The organism is Euzebyella saccharophila, assembly GCF_014855495.1.
Classification (GTDB): domain Bacteria; phylum Bacteroidota; class Bacteroidia; order Flavobacteriales; family Flavobacteriaceae; genus Euzebyella; species Euzebyella saccharophila.
On sequence record NZ_JACYFJ010000001.1, the window covers coordinates 1279206 to 1302742 of the forward strand.

Sequence of the window (23537 nt, forward strand, 5' to 3'; positions counted from 1 at the left end):
GAGTACTTTTTTTAAGAATTACGTACCTATTTGAAACGATAGGTAAACTTTTTTAAATCTTAATACCTCACTAAGAATCATTTTCAAAACTTAATTCTAACCCCTTAAATCTTGACGATGAAAAAACAGAAAGCAAATTTTTTACTAGGTTTTGTACCTATTATAGCTATGGCGCTTTTGGCTCCATCTCTAAATGCCCAGGGCCTTATTGACGGATTCTACAGCCCAAAGGGAGATATGTCCATTACGGCCTCATATACCGGAACCTCCTATGACGAATTTTATGTGGGCGAAGAAAAAACAGGACCTGTTCCAGCTCATGAGAAAATAACCCAAAACATTTTGGGATTGTATGCCAAATATGGGTTGAGCGATTCCTTTACTTTGATTGTTAATGCTCTATACATTTCAGCTAAGGGTGAGGGTGCTCCCGACCCAATAAGTGGAAACACAGAGGAATCTGGCTTTCAGGATTTTTCCATAGCGGCAAAATACAGGCCTTTTAGTACTTCTTTTGCAGGAGGTAGATTGGATGGGATAACCGCCCTTGGTTTTGATATTCCTATCGGATATAAATCGAACAGCATACTTGCTATTGGTAATGGGGCCTTTAAAACCAATTTACACCTTGGTGGACATTTATTTTTAAATCAAGGATTTTTTACGACCGTTGTTCTCGGTTATAGTCTTAGAGGAAAGACCAATGATGATTTTAATGTGAATAATGGAGAAGATTATGATGTGCCCAACGCCTTTTTGGGAAGCCTTAAATTAGGATATGCATCCGCTAAATTTTATGGAGAAGCCTGGTTGGACCACCAGTCTACTTCTTCTGACGGAGTGGATATCATGGGCCCAGGTTTTGCCGGTAATTTTCCGGAAACAAAGGTAGACTATACACGTTTTGGGGTTTCTGCCTATGTTCCTGTGGTCTCGGGATTAGGATTGAGTGCAGGCTACGGCACAGTTGTAAATGGTAGAAATATTGGGGACACCAACTTTTTTAATGTAGGGGTAACATACTCTTTTAGTACGCTTTCCTCCATGAAAACGGCTCAATAGTGTTAGTTGGTGCTGTGCCCTTGTATTTGTTTGTGATACAAGGGCTTTTTCTCTCCTTTGGTCGAATTGGGTCTTTTCAAAGTAAGATTGCCAGAAATGTTACGACCCATTGAAAACTAAACCAATACATATGAAAAATGTTATTCTTTTTCTTGTGATAAGTATTTCCTTCTCCAATTATGGTCAAGGAACGCTAGATCAATTTTTTCATAAGTCCAATGCCTTTTTTCAAGCTCATGTAAAAGAGGGCAGGGTAGATTATAAAAATATTAAAGGCGATACCTCAGAATTAGATGAGATTTTAAATCTAGCCAAGGAGGTTAGGGTAGGATTTGAAAACCCAAAGGAATATCAATCCTTTTGGATCAATACATATAATTTATTGGTGATAGCGGGTATTGTGAAAAACTATCCCGTTAAGTCCCCCTTGGATATTAATGGGTTTTTTGATAAGACTATACATGAGGTGGGAGGCGAAAAACGTACCTTAAATGAGATTGAGAATGTTTTGTTACGTGCCAAATTTCCCAACGAGCCCAGGTTCCATTTTGTTTTGGTCTGTGCCGGTTTAGGATGTCCGCCCATAATTGCAAATGCCTATACCCCCCAAAACTTGGAGCAGCTACTGCAAAAGCAAACCGAGAGGGCCTTAAACAATGAAGACTTTATCCGAGTCAATAAAAACAAGGTCAAAATTTCCCAAATATTTGAATGGTATACAGAAGATTTTACCAGAGATGGGCAAACCCTGCAAGGGTTTATAGATGTCTATAGAATGGAAAAATTGCCTGAAAATGCCAAAGTGTCCTATTATCCGTATGACTGGACGCTGAATGAAACAAATTAAATAATACAAATTAACCGAATTAGTATGAAAATCTATCTTGACAAGATCTTGGTGCCCATTATGTTGTTGGGGTGTCTTATTGCCTATTCGCAGAAAGATGAGGATGGTAACAGCCAGCAAAAAAGTAATATTCAAACCTACACACCCTCCAAACTTTTAAAAAAAGGACAATGGGATATTAAGTTTTTCAATGGTCTATATACGCAGACAAAGCAAACTTTAGAGGGTAGTGAAAAAGTAGATATACCAAGGCAAACCTTTTTTACGAATACCACTGAAATTTATACCGGGGTAAGCAATAGTTCAAGAATTAATGTTGGTTTTGTCTTTCAGGTAAGGGCCAATACCTACAATGGAGCCAAAACCTTGGAGGCTTTTAAATTTGAGGACAATGAAACGGATGCTCGTAGCGGTCTAACCACTATTGCCCCTTCCATTAGGGTACAACCATTTGCCAATATTGGAAATTTCTCCTTTACAAGTTCTTTTTTGATTCCGGTTTTTAAAGATGTGGCCACTGCTCCTTATTTGGATAAGCGCAGTTATTTTTGGGAAACCAAGTTCTTTTATGATAAAACGTTCGGCAATAATAAATGGCAATTGTTTACAGAAGCCGATTTGGGCTTCAATTTTGGAGAAAAAAGGGCATCTGCCAATGCATCTGAAGATAATATTGGAGAACGTTTTGCCAACAATAGTATGGTGGTTCCCCTAAGTGTTTTTCTAAGTTATTTTCCTTCGGATAAATCTACTGTTTTTGTCAATGCCCAGCAGTCTTTCTTTATAGGTTATGATAATCCGGATGCTAATGGTAATAATTTTTCTCAGAATTATACGGCCCTCGGGTTTGGAGGAAAATATCAATTGACCAAGGCTCTTAATGTTGAGGTTTCCTATAACAATTTTGTGAGAGGGCATAGTTTTCAAGGCTTGGGAGAGACTTATAGTTTGGGCTTAAGGGCGTTATTTTAAACAAGTAACTAGAAATACTGTATTTTAGGGGGCTTGATTTATGGTTTATGAGACTATTTGGCCTATTATTTCTATGCTTTTTGCAGTTTTCGTGTTCCAGTCAAAGTTCTGAAAAAATCAACGGGATTAGTTTTGTGGCCTCTAGAGAAGAGGTAGCACAATCCCATGTGCAAGAAGTGCTTAATATCCATGCCAACCATGCCGCCATTATGCCCTTTGGATTTATAAGGAATGCGGAGGAGCCTGAAATTATTTTTGATACCGATCGGCAGTGGCATGGCGAAACCCGTAAAGGTGCCAAGCAGTATATTGAAATGCTGCATAAAAGTGGGGTCAAAGTAATGTTGAAGCCTCAAATTTGGATTTGGAGAGGATTGTTTACTGGTTCTTTTGAATTGGAATCGGAGAAAGACTGGCAGGTTTTTGAGGAATCCTATGAACGGTTTATCCTTAATTATGCGGAATTAGCGGCCGAAGCAGAAGTTGATATCTTTTGCATAGGAACGGAGCTGGAAAAGTTTGTGACCATCAGGTCGGATTTTTGGTCCAAGCTAATTCCAAAAATCAAGAAAGTATACAAGGGTAAACTCACTTACGCAGCCAATTGGGATGAATATAAGAGAACCCCTTTTTGGCAGGAATTGGATTTTATTGGAATAGACGCCTATTTTCCTTTATGTGAACATGAAACCCCAACCGTTGCACAATGTAGGGAAGGTTGGCAAAGACACAAACCTGACATTAAAGCGTTATCCGAAGAAATGGAACGCCCTGTACTTTTTACGGAATTTGGTTATAGGAGCACTCATCAAACGGCTTGGAAACCGTGGTTGGTAGACCGTCACGAAAACCCCGTTAATATGGAGGGGCAAGCCAATGCTACCACCGCTATTTTTGAGGAGTTTTGGCCAGAAGAATGGTTCGCTGGCGGGTATGTATGGAAATGGTTCATAAATCATAAAGAATCTGGAGGTTCCAATGACAATAGATTTACGCCACAAAACAAGCCGGCACAAAATGTAATCAAATCATTTTATGAGGAATACCAACAGAAATAGTCTGGTCTATATCCTTTTAGGTCTCGTTTTAGTTTCCTGTTCAACGGATATGGACAATGGCGAGTCCAATTTACAAGAATCCTTAAATGGAGATTCCGTGGTTCTGGACAACGTTATTGCCTGTGCTGCCAGCAATGAAAATGATGACATGGTGAGTGTATTTTTTTATCCGCGGGCGGGCGCAACCAATTTTAGGTATTTTGAAACAGAAAATGCCACGGCAGACAAGAATGATTTTAGTAATTATTACGAATTACATTTAGCTGTTGCCGATGTTTTTAATAGGTATTTGGCCAAGTTTGAAGTGGCTTTTATGGAAGAAAAATGGGTGGTGGTCACTTTTGACGAAGCGGGGAAGACCCATGTCTCCAACCCAATACGTATAAAGCATGAAACGAAACCAACGGAGTATCTTCCGGAAAATATCCGTATTGAATCCGAAATGCCTCAAATGCCTCAATTCACTTGGGGAGATGGTGCCTACACAGATTCGGCCATATACTTTCAGGTCATTTCAAATGCCGATAGAGATTTTATTTCCGGAACTTATACGTACGAGAAATTGTTTCAGTTTTATGAACTGGAAAATGTGGTGCTTAATATTGCCAAGGGAACACCATCGGCATTGAAGGAGAACTCCTCCTATAATTTCACGTTATTAGCAGTAAGTGAAGACAATTGGGTAAATCAATTTTCTGAAGTTTCCTTCATCGTAAATTAATAGATTCTACAATAGGGGTTTTTTACTGGTATGCCCTATCTTAGTTGAAAGGGAATATGGTTTTAAGATTTGTGCCTTTTTTAATTCTGTGTAGTTTCTGTTCTGGCCTTTGGGCCCAAGAACATGTTGTTGACACCGTTAAGATTGAAGGCAATAAAAGTACTAAAGCCTCCTTTTTGAGAAACCTTGTAAAAGTTGGTTCTGGAACTCCCTTAGACTCCCTTCTAATTCAGGAAGACGTAACACGACTGATCAGGCTTCCGTCTATATCCAATGCCACTTTTAAGGTGGAACAAACAAGTGAGGAAGGTTATAATGTTATTTACAGTGTAGAGGAGAACTTTACGTTAATTCCCTTCGCCAATCTTTTTGCTTCCTCCAATGATAAATTTGCCTTTAGAATAGGTATTCAGGAATTCAACACTTTAGGAAGAAATATTACGGTAGGGGCCTTCTATCAACATGATATATTCAATTCTTACGGACTGTCCTTACGAGCACCTCACCTTTTTGGTCCTAAATGGGGCGTTGCTGTGGCTTATAACAACTTTTCAACCCAAGAACCGGTTTTCTTTGATAATGCTACTGCAAACTATAAGTATGGAAATAGAGGAGTGGAGGTAATGGGCCTGCATGAGTTCAACTTTAAGAACAGAATAGAATTTGGGGGGAGTTTCTTTACAGAGGATTACCAATATTTATCCGGAGCCACCAATCCTAATGTGCCGCAGGAACTAAACGTAGACAAGCATTTGCTAAAACTAATTTATCACTATGATAATATTAGATACCATTACCAATACTTAGCGGGCTTTAAAAGCAGCCTTAACTTTCAATATGTAGGTAGTACGGATAATAACCTGCCGGAATTTTTAATTGGCTTTAATGACTTTGTCTATTATGAAAGATGGGGAGACAGGGGAAATTGGGCCAGTAGAGTCCGATTGGGTCTGGCGAGCAATATTGAAACCCCGTTTGCGCCCTTTACCGTAGACAATAATCTCAACATGAGAGGGGTAGGAAACCGAATTGACCGGGGTACGGCGGCCATTGTCCTAAATACGGAATATAGGCATACCCTAATTGATGTAAATTGGTTTGTACTACAGGGGAACTTTTTTGTGGATGCAGGTACTTGGAGAAACCCTGGTGGCGATTTTGGCGATTTTACGGATTCCGAAAATTTACGTGTCTATCCCGGGGTAGGCCTTCGATTTATGCATAAGCGTATTTTTAATGCAATCTTTAGATTTGATTATGGCTATGGTATAACTAAAGATGCTTCTAATGGAATTGTTTTTGGGATTGGTCAATATTTCTGATGACTACTTGTTCCAGAATTGATCAAATTCCGCTTCAAAGGTTAAGGTCTTTAAATCGGTCATTCGGTCAATAAATAAAATACCGTTAAGATGATCCATTTCATGTTGTGCTACAATGGCCGGAAAACCTGTTAGCTGTTCCCTGTAAAGATTTCCATGAGAATCCAAGCCACTAAGCTCAATATGTTCTGCCCGCTTTAATTGCCCACGTATTCCCGGAATGGAAAGGCATCCTTCCCAACAGTCCAAAGTGTCATTGGAAAGAATTCTAATTTCTGGATTAATGATGATAACCAAAGGAAATGAATCCCTTCCAGGATATCTGGGGTTATTTGCCACCTCCATTGCAAAAACTCTTTTTAACACCCCTACTTGTGGAGCTGCTATGCCTACTCCGTTCTTCTCACGCATGGTGTTTACCATTTCCTTAAGGAACGTTTGAAATTCATCTGAACCAAAGTCTGTCTCAGTTACCTTTTCGCAAACTGTCCTTAGGTCAGGATTGCCCATTTTAAGAACTTCTAGTGTGTTCATTTTTTTCTTATTAGGAACCTAAATTTACTACTTCCTCGGTTTCTATTTTTGAGAGTTCCGTCAGTTGCCCTTTTTCATATATGGAAGGAAGTTCCTTTAGGGGTGTTTTTAAGGGGGCCTTATAATTGATATAGTCCTGAAAAATAATTCCGTCTACATCCCTGGTATTGTATGCGCTTCTAAAACGTACACCGCCATCATTCGTGTGATATTCGTACGCCAAGTAATCCATGGTTTTCTTTTTGGAGTGTATCCAATAAAGAAAAACATCTTCAAAATCAACCCCGCCTCCCTGCTGCTCAAAAGTTACTTGAACCATTTCATAAGGTTCATTTTTAATGGTGGTCGCTCCCAAGTAAGTGCTTTTTACTGCAGAATCTTTTAGTTTAGATGGTAATGTGGCAAAATAAATGACTGAATTAAGGGCTTCGGTGTATTTGAAAATGTCCTTGTCGCTTAACTGCGTTTTTCGGGAACCGATATATCGCACCAATCCATTGTTGGTCAGGGAGTCGGTTGTAGTGTTTCCGTCTTTCTCTTCTTCCATGGTGTAGATAAACCGCGGACCATCATTTTTAAAGGTATATTTCTTTTTTCTAAAAGTAAATCCGTAATACGCTTGATCGTACTTTTTGCCACCGTGTTTGTCTATGGTAGCTGCTATCAATTCATCTGCCTTACTTTTTATGGTTTTGCCATCCGTTTTGGAAATATTCGTATCCTCTTTATTAGGGGTGTTTTTACTATCGGTTTTACATGAAAGAAGTAAAAAACCGAGCAATAGAGTGAATTGAATTGTTCTGAAAGCCATGAGTCCGTTTTTGGTAAAGATATAGTCGTTCATACCTTCTTTTTCATACATATTAGAATGCCGAAAAACTAAAGTGCAATCCCATTCTATTGTAACAAGGCCCTAAAGTTTTCTAAAAAATACCTGTTGATGAAATAGTTAACTAAATTTTAGGGAAGCTTTTAGATTTATCGGCGGGATGTATAATTTTGTATTGTAGTACACTTTAGGCATTGTTTTTGATCTAGAAATCACGGTAAACGCTGAAAATGAATCGATTTCTCTCCATAACCTTATTTTATAGGCCACTATTTCTTATCCCATTTATGATGGTGAACATGATGGCGGCTCAAGATACCCTTACAACCGTTGTGGCCAAAAAAGGGGATGGTATTCTATCATTGTTGCGTAAACAAGGGGTAGACCCTTATGATCATTATGATGATTTTATCGCTATGAACGTTGATAATCTAAGGGACAGTGTACATCTATATGCGGGCAGAAAATATCTTATACCTACCCCAGGAGCTGAAGTTGTTGAGGTGGTTGAGGAATTAGAGGATACCTCCAAAAAAGTAAAAAAGGTAGAGGGAACTGAATATGCAATTTTTGGTAAGAAGCACTCCTTAGTGGTCAATAAGAGCAACCGACTCAATAATACAGTTTACTATTTAGTTTCAGGGCATGGAGGGCCAGACCCCGGAGCTATGGCCAATTACGGAGGTAAAATGATTGCTGAGGATGAATATGCCTACGATATTACCTTGAGGTTAGCAAAGGAATTGATTTCACATGGAGCAATGGTATACATCATTATAAGGGATGAAAATGATGGTATACGTGATGAACGTGTATTGGAAATTGATCGTGACGAGGTGGCTTATCCCAATAAAATAATTCCGCTAAACCAACTTAATAGATTAAAACAACGGGTAGATATAGTGAATAACCTTTATAAAGAACACAAAGGAAAGTATCAACGCCTTATCGTGACCCATGTGGACAGTAGAAGTATAGGTCAAAACATTGATGTTTTTTTCTATCATCATGAAAAGAGCAAGAATGGTAGGAAGCTATCTGAAAGTATACACACTACCTTTCAAAAAAAGTACGAGAAGTTTCAGCCAAACAGGGTGTATTCTGGAACCTTTGAGGACCGTTCATCGTTATATATGGTGAAAAAAACACATCCGGCCATGACATTTATCGAGATTGGGAATATTAGAAATAAGAAGGACCAACGCCGAATTTTAGACCCTGATAATAGACAGGCATTGGCCAAATGGATTTCTGAAGGAGTTTTACTTGACTACGAGAAATAGGCCTAAAGAGCGATTTTTTGTTGGTAATACTGATATAGTTCCTCTGGTGTAGCTCCCAACAACCTCTTCAAATGTATAATGCCAAAATGGTATTGTAATTTTCCAATACCTATATGTTGATATTTTCTCGCTGAGGTAATGGCATACGCGTTCAGTACTTGAAACTTACCGCTTTTGTATAGTCTGGAAATAAATTCGGTGTCCTCATAAATAAGAAACGCTTCATTAAACCCACCCAGCTGTTCAAAAAGCCCCTTAGTTACAAACAGGGTTTGGTCCCCTCCACGGCAGATCAGAAAGTTCAATTTGGTGAACCATGCAAAGAATGAAAGAATAGGGCTACTTTGGTCAAATTTCATTCGAAAACAACCGCAATCGGTTTTTGCGCAAACTGCTTCCTTGATTCTAGTGTGAAAATCTGGTGGAGGAAGGGTGTCTGCATGTAAGAAGTATAAAATAGCTCCGGAAGCGTTTTGGGCTCCCAAGTTCATTTGTTTGGCCCTACCTTTTTCTGAGTCCAGAATTTTCACCTCATATTGGGAAGCAACATTTTTGGTCAGGTCCGTACTTCCACCATCAACAACTATAATTTCCTTGACATAAGATTGTCCGGTATACTCTTTTAGATGGTTTAAAAGAATACCGAGGTATTTTTCCTCGTTTAAAACAGGAATGATGATAGATATTTCCAACTAGTTGCCAAGAGTTTATATAAATGAAACGGCTTTCAATAGATAGCTATATTTCTTCAATAAGTCTTCGGAACAATTTTACCATTTTGGGCTCTGCCTTGCCGGCCACCTCAATTATTTCCTGAACATTCACAGGCGCTAAATTTTCCGGGTCGCATTCATCCGTTAGTACGGAAACTGCCACCACAGGTAGTTGTAGATGGTTGGCTACGATCACTTCAGGTACGGTGCTCATTCCAACGGCATCGGCACCTATAATCTTAAGCATTCGGTATTCTGCTTTTGTTTCCAGTTGCGGACCTACCACGGATGCATAGACCCCAGATCTTAGAATGATACCCTCAGATTTTGCAATCTTCTGAAGTTTTTCCTTCATGTCCACATCATAAGGTTCCGCCATGTCAACAAAGCGATCTCCATATTTACTAACCCCTTTAAAGGCGAGTGGTGAACCTCCTTGAAGGTTTATATGGTCATCTATAAGCATAAGTTCCCCCTTACTGTAATCTAGGTTAATGGCGCCAGCTGCATTGGAAATAAACAATTTCTTGATGCCAAGTTGATGCATTACCCTAATGGGGTAGGTGATATCCAAAAAATCATAGCCTTCATAAAGGTGGAATCTACCCTGCATGACCACTACTTTTTTATTTTGCAGGGTACCGTATATAAGTTTACCAGAATGGAATTCAACGGTTGCCAAAGGAAAAAATGGAATATGGTTGTAATGGGCCTCAATGGCATCATCTATCTCGTTAGCCAATTTACCTAGACCTGTACCGAGAACGATTCCTATTTCCGGTGCTTCAAATCCTTTGGATTGTAAGTATGCGGTAGATTCATCCAGTTGTTTTTGTGTCATTCCTTATGATTTTTTAAAAATGGTTGAAAGGCATCTATATCCTTAATGTCGTCATACAAATCTATATCATTCCGTTCTTCTAGAAGTACGCAACTGTCATTGGTTATATCTTTTAGGGTACTCTGTAAAACGCTATCGGTTCCCCATTGCTTGTTCTTAAAAATATCTTCATTGTAGGTGTTCATCCCTAACAAGTAATACCCACCATCCTCCGCGGGACCTATAACAAAGTCGTTTTCGAGAAGCTTGTGAAAAGCACCCTCAATGTCCCTGTCCGAAAGATCGAACATATCACTCCCAATAATGACAATGCGATGAAAACCTGCCGCAAACCCTTTCTTGAAAGCTAAGGCCATTCTATCTCCCAACGTTTCACCTTTCTGTAATTTTTTTTCAAAGAAGGTGGCATCCCAAATATCATTTTCCCAAATATCCTCAGAATACCAAACTTGCTTATGGCAGGCGAGCTTGTGGGTAATGCTATAGGTATGCTCCAATAAAAAATTATAAATATTAAGAGCGGCTTTGTCTCCTATGGTAGCGGCCAAGCGGGTTTTGCATTTTCCTAATTCTGGATTTCGGGTAAATATGAGCAGTAAGTTATTGGTGTTCAAATCTGGAGTTTAACTATTCAACTTTACTATGTTTGTAGGGATATATTGTCTTTGACAAATGTATGTTTTGTATTAGTAGTAGCAATGGTCAATTACTTACGGTTGCGGCATTGTAGACTTTTTCGCCCTTTTTTAAAAGTTTGCCCCATTGTTTATTGAATGCATGCACCTTTTGGGTTTCCATTCCATTTTTATCAAAAACCGGAAGTCCGTTATTTTTCCATTGAAAGATACCTCCATAAAGATTTCGCACATTGGTGTAACCGGCCTTCATTAACTTCTCGCCAATATTTTCCGATCGCACACCAATGGAGCAATACACTACAATTTCTTGGTCTTTGTTCGCGATTTTTTCTGTAACCTGGTCCATTTGAAAGTCGTTGTGCCCCACCCAAATGGCATCCTTAAAATGGCTCACTTCAAATTCCTCACGTTTTCTTGCATCCAACAGTACAGCAGAAGTATTATTCTTCAATTCTTCAACTTCAATATAGGGTACAGATTCCTTATTCCATCTTTTTAAGGCCTTGTCAATTTTAGATTGACCGTATAAGTTGAGGCAAACTAAAATGAAAATAGGAAAAAGTAAATATCGCTTCATTAGTTCCATTTAAAAAGTAAAGATAGTATTTTAGAAGGGCAATCTTTTTTACGGAACATTTGACAAACAAAACTATGGGTGCTAGAATTTTAATTTTTTCGGTCTTTCTTTTTTGTATTTGCGTTTCCTCTTGTAAGAAGGAAAAAAAGGAATTAGTTGATAAGCCTAAAAATGAAAGTTCTTATTATATGGAGAAACATAGGCCTCAATTTCATTTCTCACCTGAAAAGATGTGGATGAACGACCCCAACGGAATGGTGTATCATAAGGGCGATTATCACCTCTTTTATCAGTATTACCCGGATAGTACGGTTTGGGGCCCAATGCATTGGGGGCATGCAATTAGTAAAGACTTGATAAAGTGGGAACATCAACCTATTGGTTTGTGCCCTGATGACTTGGGGTACATTTTTTCCGGGAGTGCCGTGGTTGATAAGGATAATACCTCTGGCTTTGGGGAGGAAGGAGAAGCCCCACTGGTGGCCATTTTTACGTATCATGACCCCGTTGGTGAAAAAGAAGGGAAAAATACATTTCAAACCCAAGGCATTGCCTATAGTACGGATGATGGAAAGACTTGGGTGAAATATGATGGCAATCCGGTAATTCCTAATGAAGGCATCAGGGATTTTAGAGATCCAAAAGTGATGTGGCATGAGGAAACAGGGCAATGGATTATGACTTTAGTTGCAGGCGATCATGCACAGTTTTTTAGTTCATCTAATTTAAAGGAGTGGAAGCTCAACGGAACTTTTGGAAAGGATAAAGGGGCACATGGCGGAGTTTGGGAATGCCCTGATTTATTTAAAATGAAGGTGGAAGGGAGTGAAGAGGAAAAATGGGTGCTACTTATTAGTATTAATCCAGGGGCACCCAACCAAGGAAGTGGTACGCAGTATTTTGTTGGGGAATTTGATGGGAAAACTTTTACTACAGAGCAAAAAGAACACTTATGGGTAGATTGGGGTACGGATAATTATGCAGGAGTAACCTATAGCAACGCTCCTAACGATGACAAAATTTTTATTGGATGGATGAGTAACTGGATGTATGCCCAAGTAACCCCTACCAAAACGTGGAGAAGTGCCATGACGTTGCCTAGAAAATTGAATTTACAGAGGGATACAAAGGGCCACTATTTATTATATAGCTACCCGGTAAAATCTTTTAGTACCTACGTTGAAAATAAAGAAGAATTATCTCTGGAGGTTGCCCCCAATGGAAGAGAAATAATCAAAAACAAGAATTTAGGGCAGTCTGAAATAAGTTTTATCGCCACTTCAAAGGATTTTCAGCTGGAGCTTGGAAATGATAAAGGGGAAGTGGTTGAATTTGGTTTCGATGCCGAGGGCAATTTTATGATTGATCGTTCTAAGTCTGGAAAAGTTGATTTTCAAGAGGGTTTCGGTACAATCATTCAAAAAATGCCAGTTGTTGATTTACCAAAAGGTCCTTTTGAAGTAAAAATAGTGGTGGATTGGTCTTCCGCTGAGGTTTTTTTAAACAAAGGACAATACGTGATGACCGCGCAGGTATTTCCCAATGATCTATATAATCAGCTGGTTATTAAAAATGAATCCAATGTAGTCTTGGAAATCAATAACTTGGAAATAAGCGCTGTTGAGAGAGTATGGTAAATTATTTAGTTCATAATGCGCTGGCCGGCCAGTTTTTGTGCCAATTGCTGTAAATCTATACCCATGTTTTCTTGATTCACTTTAAGTACTTCGGTTCGTAAGTGGGCAGGTAGATTGGAATAGCCTTTTTGTGCTCCCAAAATCATACCTGCAACGGCGGCAACCGTATCATTGTCCCTGCCGTAGTTGACTATAAATTGCATGGTTTTTTCAAAATCACCACTTCCAAATTGTAGTCCGGTAATTAATATCTCCCAGATTTCACCTGCATGAAAAGGAATGGCCTTTTGGTTTTCTTCCAAAAAGCTGTACGCCATTTCCTGTTTTAGCCAGTTCTCTTGAGAACCAATGTAGCCCTTAGGCACTCTAGAAGTGTTGATCAAGCGATCCTGAAGCTCTAATTGATCAATAGTCAATATGTTTTCGACGGAGGCGTCTGCAATGGAATAAGAAATTCTACCCACGAGCCTACTATCTTGAAAACCGTTTGGGTCTACAAATGTAGCGGTATTGATTATGGAGTCTATACTCTGTGTACGCATGGCAACAAATGTCATGGCCGAAACCATTGCCGAGATATCCTTGGCGTAACCAATATCAAACAAGGCATGGTCAAAAGCTAATTGATAGGCTTCTTCCGCGTTTTGCGAAATTAACCCGAACATAGGAGTATAGAGTTGCCCTGCACAAGACATTTCGCCTCCGTAAAATCTACTAAGTGCTTGGCTGTAATTTTTATAGCTTTCTTTGTATGCCATTGAGACCCGTGCCCATTCCTTGATCCAATCCAATTTTTCAATTTGTTCATCAAGAAAATCGGTTTTTGGTATTTCATTTGACGTCTGAAGCGTTTGGGTCAAGCTATGGTAGTAGTCAATTATATAATCCGTAAAGCGGTCTGGGCTTAACTCCCCTTTGTTTTGGACAAAGTACTGAACCATGGCCATTTTCCAACGTGTGTCATCCGTTGTGGCTCCGGGAAGAAGATTGTTGTCCCAAGTGCCTTCTGGAGATTGTGGTCTTACGGCAGGTGTAAGGCCAGTTATATAACCATATTTAAGTTGAATGTCTTTTCTGTGCCACATTTCTGTGGAAGCGCCCATGGCATCACCTATGGCAGAACCAACCAAAGCACCAAGAATTTTGTCATAATACTCCTCAGGGGAAAGTTGTTTTTGTGTCGTTTGATAGGTTTGCTTTACTGGTGCGGGAATCTCCAATTCAGTAGTACCGGTTTCTTTACAGGAAAGGAAGAAAAATAGGGGGAGTAATACTGCGTAGACCCTACTCATACAGTCAATATTAATTTTCGTGCTTTTTTTAGGAGTTTTGTTTTCTCTTTAATGGTGCGCTCCATTGGTAATTGCGCTAGACCTATAATGCGCCTTGCAATTTCAATGCCGGCCACTTGGGCCATCAGCTTTTTGTCTGCGGTACCTTGATAGCTTGCATGAATTCTGTTGAGGTAACTTTTCTTTCCTGTGGCCATAATTATATGAGCGGCCATAACTCCAAGGTCAAATTCTGGAAATCCAACAAAACCAAATTCTGGGTCAATAATATATAGGTCGCCACCTTCTGTCATCCAACTGCCAGGATAGTAGTCGCCATGTATAAGTGTATTGCCTTGTGAAAGGTATTTTTGGCCTACCTGTTCAACCACGGTCTTAATGGTCTTACTCGTCCTAAAAGGTATTGATAGGTCCTGTAAGCCTTCCTGTATGTCATTTAGGTCAAGGTCGCTATCTTCTTCAAAGGGAAGTACAAAAATATGCTTATGATTGAGGAAACGCATTTGAAGGTTTTCAGGAAAGCCTCCATCAACCTCGGTCCTATGTATCAATCCAAGAATAAATACCAATCTATCCAGATGTTTGGCTAGAATATCACGATTTTGGTAGATGATACTCATGTCCTCGCAATTGCCCAAATCCTGAAGGAGCAATAATTTTTCGGCGCCGTCGTACCCAATAATTTGTGGAATATGTGCGCTAACGGCGTTTTGAAGTAAGGCTTGGTAAAAGTTTTTTTCAACAGCAATGCGCTCAACAGGGGCTGAAATTTGCTGGTATTTTTGAACGTAAGGCCTTGATTGTTTTATAATAAAGGACCTTTCATTGGTACTTACGCGAATGACCACATTCATGTTTCCTTCGCCCGGCTCTTCAATGGATTTGATCTTTTCTCCAGGATTTAGCCAAGAATTGGCAGAAAGAAAGCTTTCTAGTTCTGGGATAGGGGTAGAAATATCTATTGCTTTCAAAACAAGAGTTTTACGCAATATAGGCGTAAAAACAAAAAAATCCTCACATTTCTATGAGGATTTTTTGTGGTACCTCCAGGAATCGAACCAGGGACACACGGATTTTCAGTCCGTTGCTCTACCAACTGAGCTAAGGTACCAATACACTGCCTTTGCTTAGGCGGGTGCAAATATAATTTCTATTTTTCGATATGCAAACAAAATCTCAAAAAAAAGGACATTGGTTTAAATCCTTTTTTTGACCTTTGTAGTATGAACCTAGTGATAGATGCTGGAAATACGTCAGTTAAACTTGCTGTTTTTGATAGGGAGAATTTAATTTTTTATCAAAATATAAAGGCCGATGAACTGGCAAGGCAAGTAAAAGAGGTGTGCGACCATTACCCAAAAATTAAGGATGGGATCATTTCTTCAGTTGGTAAAATGGATAGAAAGGTGTTTGGGGTGCTCGCGGTCTTTTGTAATGTTCATGAATTGACTTCCAATTCCAGAACGCCCTATAAGAATTCCTATGCTACTAGACAGACTTTAGGTGTGGATAGAATGGCTTTGGCAACAGCGGCTTTTTATCAAAATCCAAAAGGCAACACCTTGGTCATTGATTCCGGTACCTGTATAACCTATGAGATGGTAAATGATTATGGGGAGTATTTGGGCGGGGCCATAGGTCCGGGGCTTCAGATGAGATATAATGCACTTCATGAACATACTGCCAAACTACCTCTTCTAATGCCCGAAGAACCATTGGATTTTATTGGCAATTCAACTGAAAATAGCATTCATAGCGGAGTGGTCAATGGTATGGTACAGGAAATAGAAGGTGTTATTAATCAGTATAAAAGGCGGTTTACAGATTTAACAGTTATTTTAACAGGAGGCGATGCGCCATTTTTGTCAAAACGGCTAAAAAATACCATATTTGCGGATTCCAAATTTCTCCTAAGGGGTTTAAACTATCTGTTGGAATACAACAAGCATTAAATGATCAGAAAAATATTCTACGTTTTAGTGTGCCTAGTCGCATCCGGCGCATATGGGCAAGACGGAACCATTTCGCCATATTCTTATTTTGGCTTGGGTGAGCTTAGTCCGGCCACTACCATAGAAAATCAGATGATGGGAGGTATTGCCATGTATGCCGATAGTATACATGTGAACCTTCAAAACCCAGCAGCCTATAGTAAATTAGGGGTGCGTTATGGTGAGGATTTTGGTATTACTACCTATACCGCTGGTATTTCGCATAAGCGAACTACTTTGGAGAGCTTTACGGCACAGGAAAGTAGTGCCGTTACAAGTTTAGACTATCTCTCCCTAGGTTTCAGCTTAAAAAAAGGTTTGGGAGTTGGTTTTGGGGTAATGCCTTACAGCTCCGTGGGATACAATTTTGTTGATCAAAGGGGATCGGAAGGTTCAAGGGTCATCAATGAATATTCTGGGGAAGGCGGATTGAATAAAATATACTTTTCCGTTGGCTATGAGCTTTTGAAAAACCTTAGTATTGGGGTTTCAGCAAACTATAATTTTGGAACTATAGAGAGCACCAGAATTCAGAGTACGGAAAATGTTCAATATGGAGTGAGGGATGAAAGAAGTTCTAGAATAGGTGGGTTTGATTTGAACTACGCGGTCAACTATACTCCGGAGGTGACTGATAAGCATACGTTATATACATCTTTACGCATAAATACACAGGCCAATCTATCCGCAAGAAATACGAAGAGAATTGGTTCTTTTTCCCTTTTGACCCAAGCAGATGTGGAGGCGGTAGATGTTAATTTAGAAGCACAGGGATTAAAGGAAACCGGTGTTAAAATACCTACAAGGGCAACAGTAGGTTTGGGCTATGGCCAAAACATGAAATGGTTTTTAGGCGTTGAATACAGTTATCAAAAGCTTAGCGACTTCTCCAATGTTTTCTTGGAAATAGACAATCTTGTCTATGATAATGCCTCTACTTTAGCTCTAGGTGGATATTACATACCTAACCGAAGCTCTTTTGAAGGGTATTTAAAAAGAGTTACTTACAGGGCCGGAGTACGTTTGGATAAAACCGGAATGTACATCAATGACAAAGAAGTAAATGACTTTGGCATAACTTTTGGATTAGGTCTCCCGCTTGGCAATAGCTTTTCAAATTTAAACCTTGGATTTGAATTGGGGAGAAGAGGAACAACAGCAGCAGATTTAATTGAAGAGAGTTATTTTAAAGTGAATGTTGGGTTGTCCTTGAATGATGTTTGGTTTAGCAAGCGCAAGATCAATTAGACCGAAAGTTTTTTTGATTTTTTGTTAAAAAAACGCAATGAATTTTTAGAATGCTGAAAAACAGGTGTGAAAACCACACATTGTATCTTAATTTACAGGAAACACAGGGTAAGCTTGCTAAAAAATTAGTACATTGAGACCCTCAAAAATTGAAAAACCTAGAACGCAAGACGTCAGATAAATGTAACAAGAGCAACGGCGACGAGTGTTTGACTTTTTGAAAAACAAATAAAATTGAACAAATGAAAACTAAAATTTACTTTACTGCAATCATGCTTTTTGGGTTCATTGTGTCTAGCAATGCCCAGGCGCAAAATCCTGAATGTTTGACCAATCTTTCAATTTATGCGGAACATGCCAAAGTAAAGAATTATGAGGCGGCATATACTCCTTGGAAGATGGTATATGAAACTTGCCCGGACATTAACAAAGCAAACTTTTCCTTAGGTGAAAAAATCTTACAGGACAAAATCGATAAGTCTTCTGGCGCAGAAAAAGATGGCTACATCAAAGACTTGATGGCCCTTTATGACAATAGTGCCAAATACTTCCCCAAAAGGTATACTCCTGCAGTAGTTGCCATTGATAAGGCTTTATTGATGTATGAAAATAAAATGGGTTCAGATGAGGAAATCTATGCAACATTGGACGGAGCTTTCCAAAATGACGCCAAGAACTTTAAGAATCCTAAAGCCCTATATCTCTATTTTTCCAGTTTGGTAGATTTGCACAAAGGTGGTAGCAAAGAGTTACAAGAGGTTTTTGATGTTTATGACAATGTAACCGGAAAGATTGATGAAGAAATTCAGAAACTTACTCAAGTGGTTACCACATTATTGCCAAAGGATTCTACAGGAACCATAACTTCTAAGGAGAAAAGAAAATTAAAAATAGCTACAACCAACTCTGAATCTTACGGTAAAATAGCAGGAAGTGTTGATTCTAAATTGGGAGCATTGGCAGATTGTGAAAACTTGATTCCTTTGTATGAGAAAAGCTTTGAGGAGAAAAAGGGAGATGTAACCTGGGTTAAGAGAGCTGTAGGTAGAATGTTCAACAAAGAATGTACTGATGACCCTTTGTTCCAAAAATTGTTTGAAGCCCAATTGGCTTTGGATCCTTCTGCAAGTGCTTATGTTTATGGTGGTACCTTAAAAATGAAAAATGGAGATTCTTCTGGCGCCTTGGAAGATTTTGACAAGGCAATGAGCTTGGAGACCGATCCCTATAAAAAGTCGGATATCGCTTACAAGGTTGCTGTGATCAACAAAAGAAAAGGTAGTAAGTCTACCGCTAGAAAGTATGCTCAAATGGCCATTAACTCCAATAAAGCAAATGGTAAGGCATATTTATTGATTGCTAATCTTTACGCCACTAGTGCCAATGATTGTGGTAGCTCCACTTTTGAGAAGAGAGCTATGTATTGGAAAGCGGCTGATATGGCCCGTCAAGCGGGACGTGTAGATCCATCTTTGAGTTCTCAGGCCAATCAGGCAGCAGCAAGTTATGCAGCCAAGGCTCCTTCCAAGACGGATATCTTCAACTCAGGGATGGCAGGTAAATCTGTTAGCTTTAGTTGCTGGGTAGGAGGTAGCGTAAAGGTGCCTAGCCTTTAAGATGACTCAAAGGATAAAAAATAAATTATCGAATATTGCCATGGTTTGTACCATGGCAATACTTTTTTGGAGCTGTAAGGACACTTACAAAAGGTCTGGCCAAGAAAAGGTTCCGTTGGTGTATCCCGTAGGTATTGCAGAAGATTTTGATCTTACCTACACAGAGGCAAGGGAGCAACTTGGTTCCGAAGATAGTGCCACCTCAAGGGTAATTGCCGTTCTCAATAGTCCGTTAAACAATAATTATGAAAATCTGGTGTTCCCTTACCAAACTTTTCCCAAAGGCTTGGTGATTGATTTTTTTAATGAATCTGGAGAGAAGAGTATTATCAAGGCCGATTTTGGAATTATATATGCAGCTACAAATGTTATAGATTTGCAGGGTAATGTGGTTATTGAAAGTCATGACGGTAAAAAATTGGAAACAACGCAACTTTATTGGGATCAAGACCAAGATTGGATTTTTACCCAAGAAAAATTTAAGTTTACCAATCCTGAAGACGGAACTATTATGGATGGTGAAGGAATGGATTTCAATAAGGATATTAGCTTTTTTAATGCCCACAAGACTTTTGGGTTAATGACATTAAAGGAACAACCAAATGATTAAGATTTTAAGATATACGGAGTATCTTTATTTGGCGGTATGCTTCTTCTCGCTTTACCGCATTTTTACCGATTGGAATACCGATCGGCAGAGTGCTTATTTATTTATATTTTTTGCTGTGGTTTCTATAGGTATGTTCTTTTTTAGAAGAAACTACCGGAAGAAATTTGAACAACGTAGTAGAGATAACCAGTAGTAGTTTTGGAAACTGCCATCATTATTGTTGTAACTTCCCTTTTGTTTTCTGCCTTTTTCTCAGGCATGGAGATAGCTTTTATCTCTGCCAACAAAATTCATATAGAAATAGAGAAAAAGCAAGAAGGGTTTTTGGCAAAAGTTCTTACACGCCTTACTAAAAAACCATCCAAATTTATAGCCACTATGCTTATTGGTAACAATATAGCACTTGTGGTATATGGCTTTTTTATGGGGGATATACTCATGACCTGGTTTCAGGGAATGCTTCCTGCCAATAGTGAGTTTTTACACGTGGTCCTGGTAGACTTTAGTCTCTTGACCCAGACCATAATTTCTACCCTCATCATATTGTTTACTGCAGAATTCCTGCCCAAGGTCCTTTTTCAGATATATGCCAATAACTTATTGAAGTTTTTGGCTATCCCGGCCTATTTGTTCTATCTGTTGTTTTCTTTGATTTCGGACTTTGTGATTTGGGTGTCCGATTTTATTCTTAAAACTTTTTTTAAGACCGATGGGGATGAAGTACAACTTTCCTTTACCAAATTGGAATTGGGAGATTATATAAATGAACAGATGGAAACGGTAAATGAAGAAGATGAAGTAGATTCTGAAATCCAGATTTTTCAAAACGCACTTGAGTTTGCCGAAGTAAAGGCAAGGGAGGTTATGGTGCCTCGAACAGAAATAACGGCGGTAGAGCAAAATGAAACTCCTAAAAATTTGGCGAAACTTTTTACGGAGACCGGGTACTCAAAAATTTTGGTCTATAAGGAAACCATTGATGATATCATAGGTTATGTTCATTCCTATGAACTGTTTAAGAAACCAAAGACCATTAAAAGTATTTTATTGCCCGTAGAGTATGTTCCGGAAACAATGCTCATTCAGGATATATTGAACGTTCTCACCAAAAAAAGAAAAAGTATTGCAGTGGTATTGGATGAATATGGTGGTACCTCCGGTATTATGACGGTGGAAGATATTGTGGAAGAATTGTTTGGGGAGATTGAAGATGAGCATGATACTACTGATTTGATTGAGGAAGTTCTGGAGGATAACAGTTTTAAATTCTCTGCAAGATTGGAGGTAGATTACCTCAATGAAACCTATAAATTGGAGCTGCCCAAAAGTGATGAATATGAAACGCTGGGCGGTTTCATAGTAAATCAAAAAGGGGAAATACCAGAAAAAGATTCAGAGATTCAGTTAGGTAATTTTTCCTTTAAAATATTGGAAGTATCCAATACCAAAATTGATTTGGTAGCCCTTGAACTCGTGGAAAAAGATTGAAAATGATTTGTTTTTCATTTTAATTTCGGCCTTTACCTTATAAAAAACCTATCAGAATGCTGTTGGTGTGGCCTTTATAATCTTTAATATTCCAAAAAAAATACTAATTTCGCACACTGATTTTAAAACTCCTTAAATGGCAATTTTAGAGAACATAAGAAAACGTACCACCGTACTAATTCTTATCATTGGTTTGGCGTTGTTCGCCTTTGTAATTTCCGGCGTATTTACCAACAGCGACTTTAGTGGTGGCAAAGTAGGCTCAAGCATAGCTGAAATTAATGGTGAAGAAGTATCCATAGACGATTTTCGTCAGAAAGTGGATTTGGCATCTAGACGTTCAGGGCCTAATACAACTACCATGCAAACCGTGAACCAAGTGTATGACCAAGAGGTTCGTAATACAATTTTAGGTCAGCAATTGGAAGATTTGGGTATTGATATCGAGCAAGATCAAATCTTAAATTATATAGGAACCATTCCCGGTTATTCCCAAAGTCCTCAGTTTTTAAATGAAAACGGGGTTTTTGACCAAAATAAGTTCAGGGAGTTTATTGCGGATTTAAAGGCGAATAACCCTGCACAATATGACCTGTGGTTACAAGATGAAAAGGCAATAATAGAGAGTGCCAAACAACAAGCGTATTTTAATCTGATCAAGGCTGGGGTAGGAGCGACCTTAAAAGAAGGCGAGCTGGATTATAAATTGGCAAACGACAAAATAGACATCAAATATGTGAGAGTTCCTTTTACCTCCATTGCAGATAGTACTATAAATGTTTCCAAGAGCGAAATCCAATCGTATATAAACGAGCATAAGGAGGATTATAAGCAAGAGCCTGCAAGGGATATTCAGTTTGTCTATTTTGAGGAAAAAGCTTCTGCCGCGGATGAAAAAGAAGTGGAAGATGCCATTACCAAGTTAATGGATGATACGGTTGAGTACAACTCCCAAACAGACCGTAATGATACTATTCAAGGTTTCAGGACAACCAATGACATGATGGCTTTCTTGGATCGCCATTCAGATATTAAATTTGATACTATTTATAAGGCTAAAAATCAATTACCTGCGAGGTTTGCAGATACGTTGATGACCCTTCAGGTAGGGGAAGTTTTTGGCCCGTATAGGGACGGTGATTATTTTAAGGTGTCTAAAATGATGAACCGCAAAGCTAATGGCTCCGTAAAGGCAAGTCATATTTTAATTGCCTTTGAAGGTGCGGAAAGAGCCAATCCTGAAGTAACAAGAACTAAGGAAGAGGCGGAGGCCGAGGCTAAAAGGTTATTGAGAGAGGCCAGAAAAGCGGATGCCAAGTTTGTAGAATTGGCAAGGGACAATTCAGATGGTCCTTCCGCTCCCAATGGTGGAGATTTAGGATATTTTGTAGAAGGCACCATGGTTCCATCTTTCAATGATTTTGCATTTGGCAATAATGTTGGTTCCATAGGTATGGTGGAAACGGATTTTGGATTTCATGTCATTAAAATTGATGATAAAAGAGACCTGTTCCAAATAGCTACTTTGGCAAGGGAAATTGAGCCTTCTGAAGAAACCATTAATACTTTGTTTACCGATGCTACCAAGTTTGAAATGAATTCAATTTCTTCGGATTCTGCATTTCCAGACTTGGCTAAAGAAGCGGGCTACACCGTTCGTCCTGTGAATAAAATTAATGCGACCGATGAGAATTTACCTGGTCTATCTGCTCAAAGAGCAATTGTACAGTGGGCGTTCAACAGCGAGACAGGCGTGGGTGATATCAAACGATTTGATTTGCCTAGTGGTTATGCAGTAGTGCAATTGACCAAAAAGTATGATGAAGGTTTAATGAGTGTTGAGGATGCTTCCCCTACGGTACTTCCTATAATTAGAAAGGAACGTAAGGCTGCGCAGATTATCGCTGCTAACCAAGGAAAATCCCTTGAGGATTTGGCAAAGGATAACAATGTAAATGTCTCCACTGCAACTGCACTGAATGTAAAGTCACCAACCATTCCTGGTGCTGGGTCAGAACCCGCGGTAGTAGGTACTGCTTACGCTTTAAGTGAAGGAGAAACTTCAGAACTTATAGAAGGAAATACAGGTATCTTTAAATTGAGCGTTACCAAGAAGACAGTAGGTCCAGAATTGGATAACTACAGTACATACGCCAATACTCTAAGGTCAACTAGGGAGTCTAGGGTTAGTACCTCTGTATACAACGCGTTAAAAGATGCTTCTGAAATTGAAGACAATAGATCTACATTTTATTAGT

Annotated in this window: 23 protein-coding genes and 1 tRNA gene; 15 read left to right on the plus strand and 9 right to left on the minus strand. The window is 39.0% G+C overall.

Annotation, left to right across the window (positions count from 1 at the left end):
* Positions 1-117 precede the first annotated feature (117 nt).
* From IL355_RS05305 to IL355_RS05330, 6 genes are all read left to right on the plus strand, one after another.
* Positions 118-1062: a transporter family protein gene (locus IL355_RS05305; protein ID WP_192461117.1), complete on the plus strand. Its 945-nt coding sequence runs from the start codon at positions 118-120 to the stop codon at positions 1060-1062.
* Between the two features lie 130 nt (positions 1063-1192).
* Positions 1193-1909, plus strand: coding sequence for a DUF547 domain-containing protein (locus tag IL355_RS05310; RefSeq protein ID WP_192461118.1), 717 nt, complete (start codon positions 1193-1195; stop codon positions 1907-1909).
* A 24-nt stretch (positions 1910-1933) separates the two neighbouring features.
* Complete coding sequence (locus IL355_RS05315; protein WP_192461119.1) at positions 1934-2881, plus strand: hypothetical protein; 948 nt, start codon at positions 1934-1936, stop codon at positions 2879-2881.
* Positions 2882-2928: 47 nt separating this feature from the next.
* Positions 2929-3939 carry a glycoside hydrolase family 113 gene (locus IL355_RS05320; RefSeq protein WP_192461120.1) on the plus strand — a complete coding sequence of 337 codons (1011 nt, stop codon included), beginning with the start codon at positions 2929-2931 and terminating at the stop codon, positions 3937-3939.
* Positions 3917-4660 carry a hypothetical protein gene (locus IL355_RS05325; RefSeq protein ID WP_192461121.1) on the plus strand — a complete coding sequence of 248 codons (744 nt, stop codon included), beginning with the start codon at positions 3917-3919 and terminating at the stop codon, positions 4658-4660. Before IL355_RS05320 ends, IL355_RS05325 begins: the two co-directional genes overlap by 23 nt.
* Before the next feature lie 56 nt (positions 4661-4716).
* The gene (locus IL355_RS05330) at positions 4717-5982 is read left to right on the plus strand and encodes a POTRA domain-containing protein (protein ID WP_192461122.1); all 1266 of its coding nucleotides are present in this window, start codon (positions 4717-4719) and stop codon (positions 5980-5982) included.
* A 3-nt stretch (positions 5983-5985) separates the two neighbouring features.
* On the opposite strand, the gene def is transcribed toward IL355_RS05330, so the two are convergent.
* Positions 5986-6516 (minus strand): peptide deformylase, encoded by a 531-nt coding sequence (def, locus tag IL355_RS05335; protein WP_192461123.1) that lies wholly within the window; start codon positions 6514-6516, stop codon positions 5986-5988.
* A gap of 10 nt (positions 6517-6526) precedes the next feature.
* Positions 6527-7360 carry a DUF6503 family protein gene (locus IL355_RS05340; protein ID WP_225621116.1) on the minus strand — a complete coding sequence of 278 codons (834 nt, stop codon included), beginning with the start codon at positions 7358-7360 and terminating at the stop codon, positions 6527-6529.
* A gap of 215 nt (positions 7361-7575) precedes the next feature.
* Here IL355_RS05340 and IL355_RS05345 point away from each other — a divergent pair, with 215 nt between their 5' ends.
* Positions 7576-8628 carry an N-acetylmuramoyl-L-alanine amidase family protein gene (locus IL355_RS05345; protein ID WP_192461124.1) on the plus strand — a complete coding sequence of 351 codons (1053 nt, stop codon included), beginning with the start codon at positions 7576-7578 and terminating at the stop codon, positions 8626-8628.
* A gap of 2 nt (positions 8629-8630) precedes the next feature.
* Here IL355_RS05345 and IL355_RS05350 read toward each other — a convergent pair whose 3' ends face one another.
* From IL355_RS05350 to IL355_RS05365, 4 genes are all read right to left on the minus strand, one after another.
* Entirely contained in the window at positions 8631-9320 is a 690-nt protein-coding gene (locus IL355_RS05350; protein ID WP_192461125.1) for a TIGR04283 family arsenosugar biosynthesis glycosyltransferase, read from the minus strand.
* Positions 9321-9366: 46 nt separating this feature from the next.
* Positions 9367-10182, minus strand: coding sequence for a purine-nucleoside phosphorylase (locus IL355_RS05355; RefSeq protein WP_192461126.1), 816 nt, complete (start codon positions 10180-10182; stop codon positions 9367-9369).
* Entirely contained in the window at positions 10179-10796 is a 618-nt protein-coding gene (locus IL355_RS05360; protein ID WP_192461127.1) for a TIGR04282 family arsenosugar biosynthesis glycosyltransferase, read from the minus strand. Before IL355_RS05360 ends, IL355_RS05355 begins: the two co-directional genes overlap by 4 nt.
* A gap of 88 nt (positions 10797-10884) precedes the next feature.
* Entirely contained in the window at positions 10885-11397 is a 513-nt protein-coding gene (locus IL355_RS05365) for a rhodanese-like domain-containing protein (RefSeq protein ID WP_192461128.1), read from the minus strand.
* A gap of 188 nt (positions 11398-11585) precedes the next feature.
* On the opposite strand from IL355_RS05365, the gene IL355_RS05370 reads away from it, so the two are divergent.
* Entirely contained in the window at positions 11586-13034 is a 1449-nt protein-coding gene (locus IL355_RS05370) for a glycoside hydrolase family 32 protein (RefSeq protein WP_225621117.1), read from the plus strand.
* A 5-nt stretch (positions 13035-13039) separates the two neighbouring features.
* Here IL355_RS05370 and IL355_RS05375 read toward each other — a convergent pair whose 3' ends face one another.
* The 3 genes from IL355_RS05375 to IL355_RS05385 form a co-directional block, all read right to left on the minus strand.
* Positions 13040-14326, minus strand: a complete 1287-nt coding sequence (locus IL355_RS05375; RefSeq protein WP_192461130.1) for an ADP-ribosylglycohydrolase family protein — start codon at positions 14324-14326, stop codon at positions 13040-13042.
* The gene (locus IL355_RS05380) at positions 14323-15297 is read right to left on the minus strand and encodes a phosphotransferase (protein ID WP_192461131.1); all 975 of its coding nucleotides are present in this window, start codon (positions 15295-15297) and stop codon (positions 14323-14325) included. The genes IL355_RS05375 and IL355_RS05380 overlap by 4 nt, the downstream gene beginning before the upstream one ends.
* 67 nt (positions 15298-15364) lie before the next feature.
* Positions 15365-15437 (minus strand) — tRNA-Phe (locus IL355_RS05385).
* Positions 15438-15549: 112 nt separating this feature from the next.
* Between IL355_RS05385 and IL355_RS05390 the strand changes: the two genes are divergently transcribed.
* The 7 genes from IL355_RS05390 to IL355_RS05420 all read left to right on the plus strand — a co-directional run bounded on the left by IL355_RS05390 (position 15550) and on the right by IL355_RS05420 (position 23536).
* On the plus strand, positions 15550-16278 hold the full coding sequence (locus tag IL355_RS05390; protein ID WP_192461132.1) for a type III pantothenate kinase: 729 nt from the start codon (positions 15550-15552) through the stop codon (positions 16276-16278).
* A complete protein-coding gene (locus IL355_RS05395) occupies positions 16279-17565 on the plus strand; it encodes a hypothetical protein (RefSeq protein WP_192461133.1) in 1287 nt (428 codons plus the stop codon). It begins immediately after the preceding gene.
* A 242-nt stretch (positions 17566-17807) separates the two neighbouring features.
* The gene (locus IL355_RS05400; RefSeq protein ID WP_225621118.1) at positions 17808-19181 is read left to right on the plus strand and encodes a hypothetical protein; all 1374 of its coding nucleotides are present in this window, start codon (positions 17808-17810) and stop codon (positions 19179-19181) included.
* Between the two features lie 52 nt (positions 19182-19233).
* Complete coding sequence (lptC, locus tag IL355_RS05405) at positions 19234-19791, plus strand: LPS export ABC transporter periplasmic protein LptC (RefSeq protein WP_225621119.1); 558 nt, start codon at positions 19234-19236, stop codon at positions 19789-19791.
* A complete protein-coding gene (locus IL355_RS05410; RefSeq protein WP_192461135.1) occupies positions 19784-19984 on the plus strand; it encodes a hypothetical protein in 201 nt (66 codons plus the stop codon). The genes lptC and IL355_RS05410 overlap by 8 nt, the downstream gene beginning before the upstream one ends.
* 5 nt (positions 19985-19989) lie before the next feature.
* Complete coding sequence (locus tag IL355_RS05415) at positions 19990-21279, plus strand: hemolysin family protein (protein ID WP_192461136.1); 1290 nt, start codon at positions 19990-19992, stop codon at positions 21277-21279.
* A gap of 136 nt (positions 21280-21415) precedes the next feature.
* On the plus strand, positions 21416-23536 hold the full coding sequence (locus tag IL355_RS05420; RefSeq protein WP_192461137.1) for a peptidylprolyl isomerase: 2121 nt from the start codon (positions 21416-21418) through the stop codon (positions 23534-23536).
* The last annotated feature ends 1 nt before the right edge of the window (position 23537 follow it).

What these genes read in the sequence shown, in the direction of transcription:
- IL355_RS05305 (WP_192461117.1), top strand. Translation starts at nt 118, where the DNA reads ATGAAAAAACAGAAAGCAAATTTTTTACTAGGTTTTGTACCTATTATA.
- IL355_RS05310 (WP_192461118.1), top strand. Translation starts at nt 1,193, where the DNA reads ATGAAAAATGTTATTCTTTTTCTTGTGATAAGTATTTCCTTCTCCAAT.
- IL355_RS05315 (WP_192461119.1), top strand. Translation starts at nt 1,934, where the DNA reads ATGAAAATCTATCTTGACAAGATCTTGGTGCCCATTATGTTGTTGGGG.
- IL355_RS05320 (WP_192461120.1), top strand. Translation starts at nt 2,929, where the DNA reads ATGAGACTATTTGGCCTATTATTTCTATGCTTTTTGCAGTTTTCGTGT.
- IL355_RS05325 (WP_192461121.1), top strand. Translation starts at nt 3,917, where the DNA reads ATGAGGAATACCAACAGAAATAGTCTGGTCTATATCCTTTTAGGTCTC.
- IL355_RS05330 (WP_192461122.1), top strand. Translation starts at nt 4,717, where the DNA reads ATGGTTTTAAGATTTGTGCCTTTTTTAATTCTGTGTAGTTTCTGTTCT.
- def (WP_192461123.1), bottom strand. Translation starts at nt 6,516, where the DNA reads ATGAACACACTAGAAGTTCTTAAAATGGGCAATCCTGACCTAAGGACA.
- IL355_RS05340 (WP_225621116.1), bottom strand. Translation starts at nt 7,360, where the DNA reads ATGAACGACTATATCTTTACCAAAAACGGACTCATGGCTTTCAGAACA.
- IL355_RS05345 (WP_192461124.1), top strand. Translation starts at nt 7,576, where the DNA reads ATGAATCGATTTCTCTCCATAACCTTATTTTATAGGCCACTATTTCTT.
- IL355_RS05355 (WP_192461126.1), bottom strand. Translation starts at nt 10,182, where the DNA reads ATGACACAAAAACAACTGGATGAATCTACCGCATACTTACAATCCAAA.
- IL355_RS05365 (WP_192461128.1), bottom strand. Translation starts at nt 11,397, where the DNA reads ATGAAGCGATATTTACTTTTTCCTATTTTCATTTTAGTTTGCCTCAAC.
- IL355_RS05370 (WP_225621117.1), top strand. Translation starts at nt 11,586, where the DNA reads ATGGAGAAACATAGGCCTCAATTTCATTTCTCACCTGAAAAGATGTGG.
- IL355_RS05375 (WP_192461130.1), bottom strand. Translation starts at nt 14,326, where the DNA reads ATGAGTAGGGTCTACGCAGTATTACTCCCCCTATTTTTCTTCCTTTCC.
- IL355_RS05390 (WP_192461132.1), top strand. Translation starts at nt 15,550, where the DNA reads ATGAACCTAGTGATAGATGCTGGAAATACGTCAGTTAAACTTGCTGTT.
- IL355_RS05395 (WP_192461133.1), top strand. Translation starts at nt 16,279, where the DNA reads ATGATCAGAAAAATATTCTACGTTTTAGTGTGCCTAGTCGCATCCGGC.
- IL355_RS05400 (WP_225621118.1), top strand. Translation starts at nt 17,808, where the DNA reads ATGAAAACTAAAATTTACTTTACTGCAATCATGCTTTTTGGGTTCATT.
- lptC (WP_225621119.1), top strand. Translation starts at nt 19,234, where the DNA reads ATGGCAATACTTTTTTGGAGCTGTAAGGACACTTACAAAAGGTCTGGC.
- IL355_RS05410 (WP_192461135.1), top strand. Translation starts at nt 19,784, where the DNA reads ATGATTAAGATTTTAAGATATACGGAGTATCTTTATTTGGCGGTATGC.
- IL355_RS05420 (WP_192461137.1), top strand. Translation starts at nt 21,416, where the DNA reads ATGGCAATTTTAGAGAACATAAGAAAACGTACCACCGTACTAATTCTT.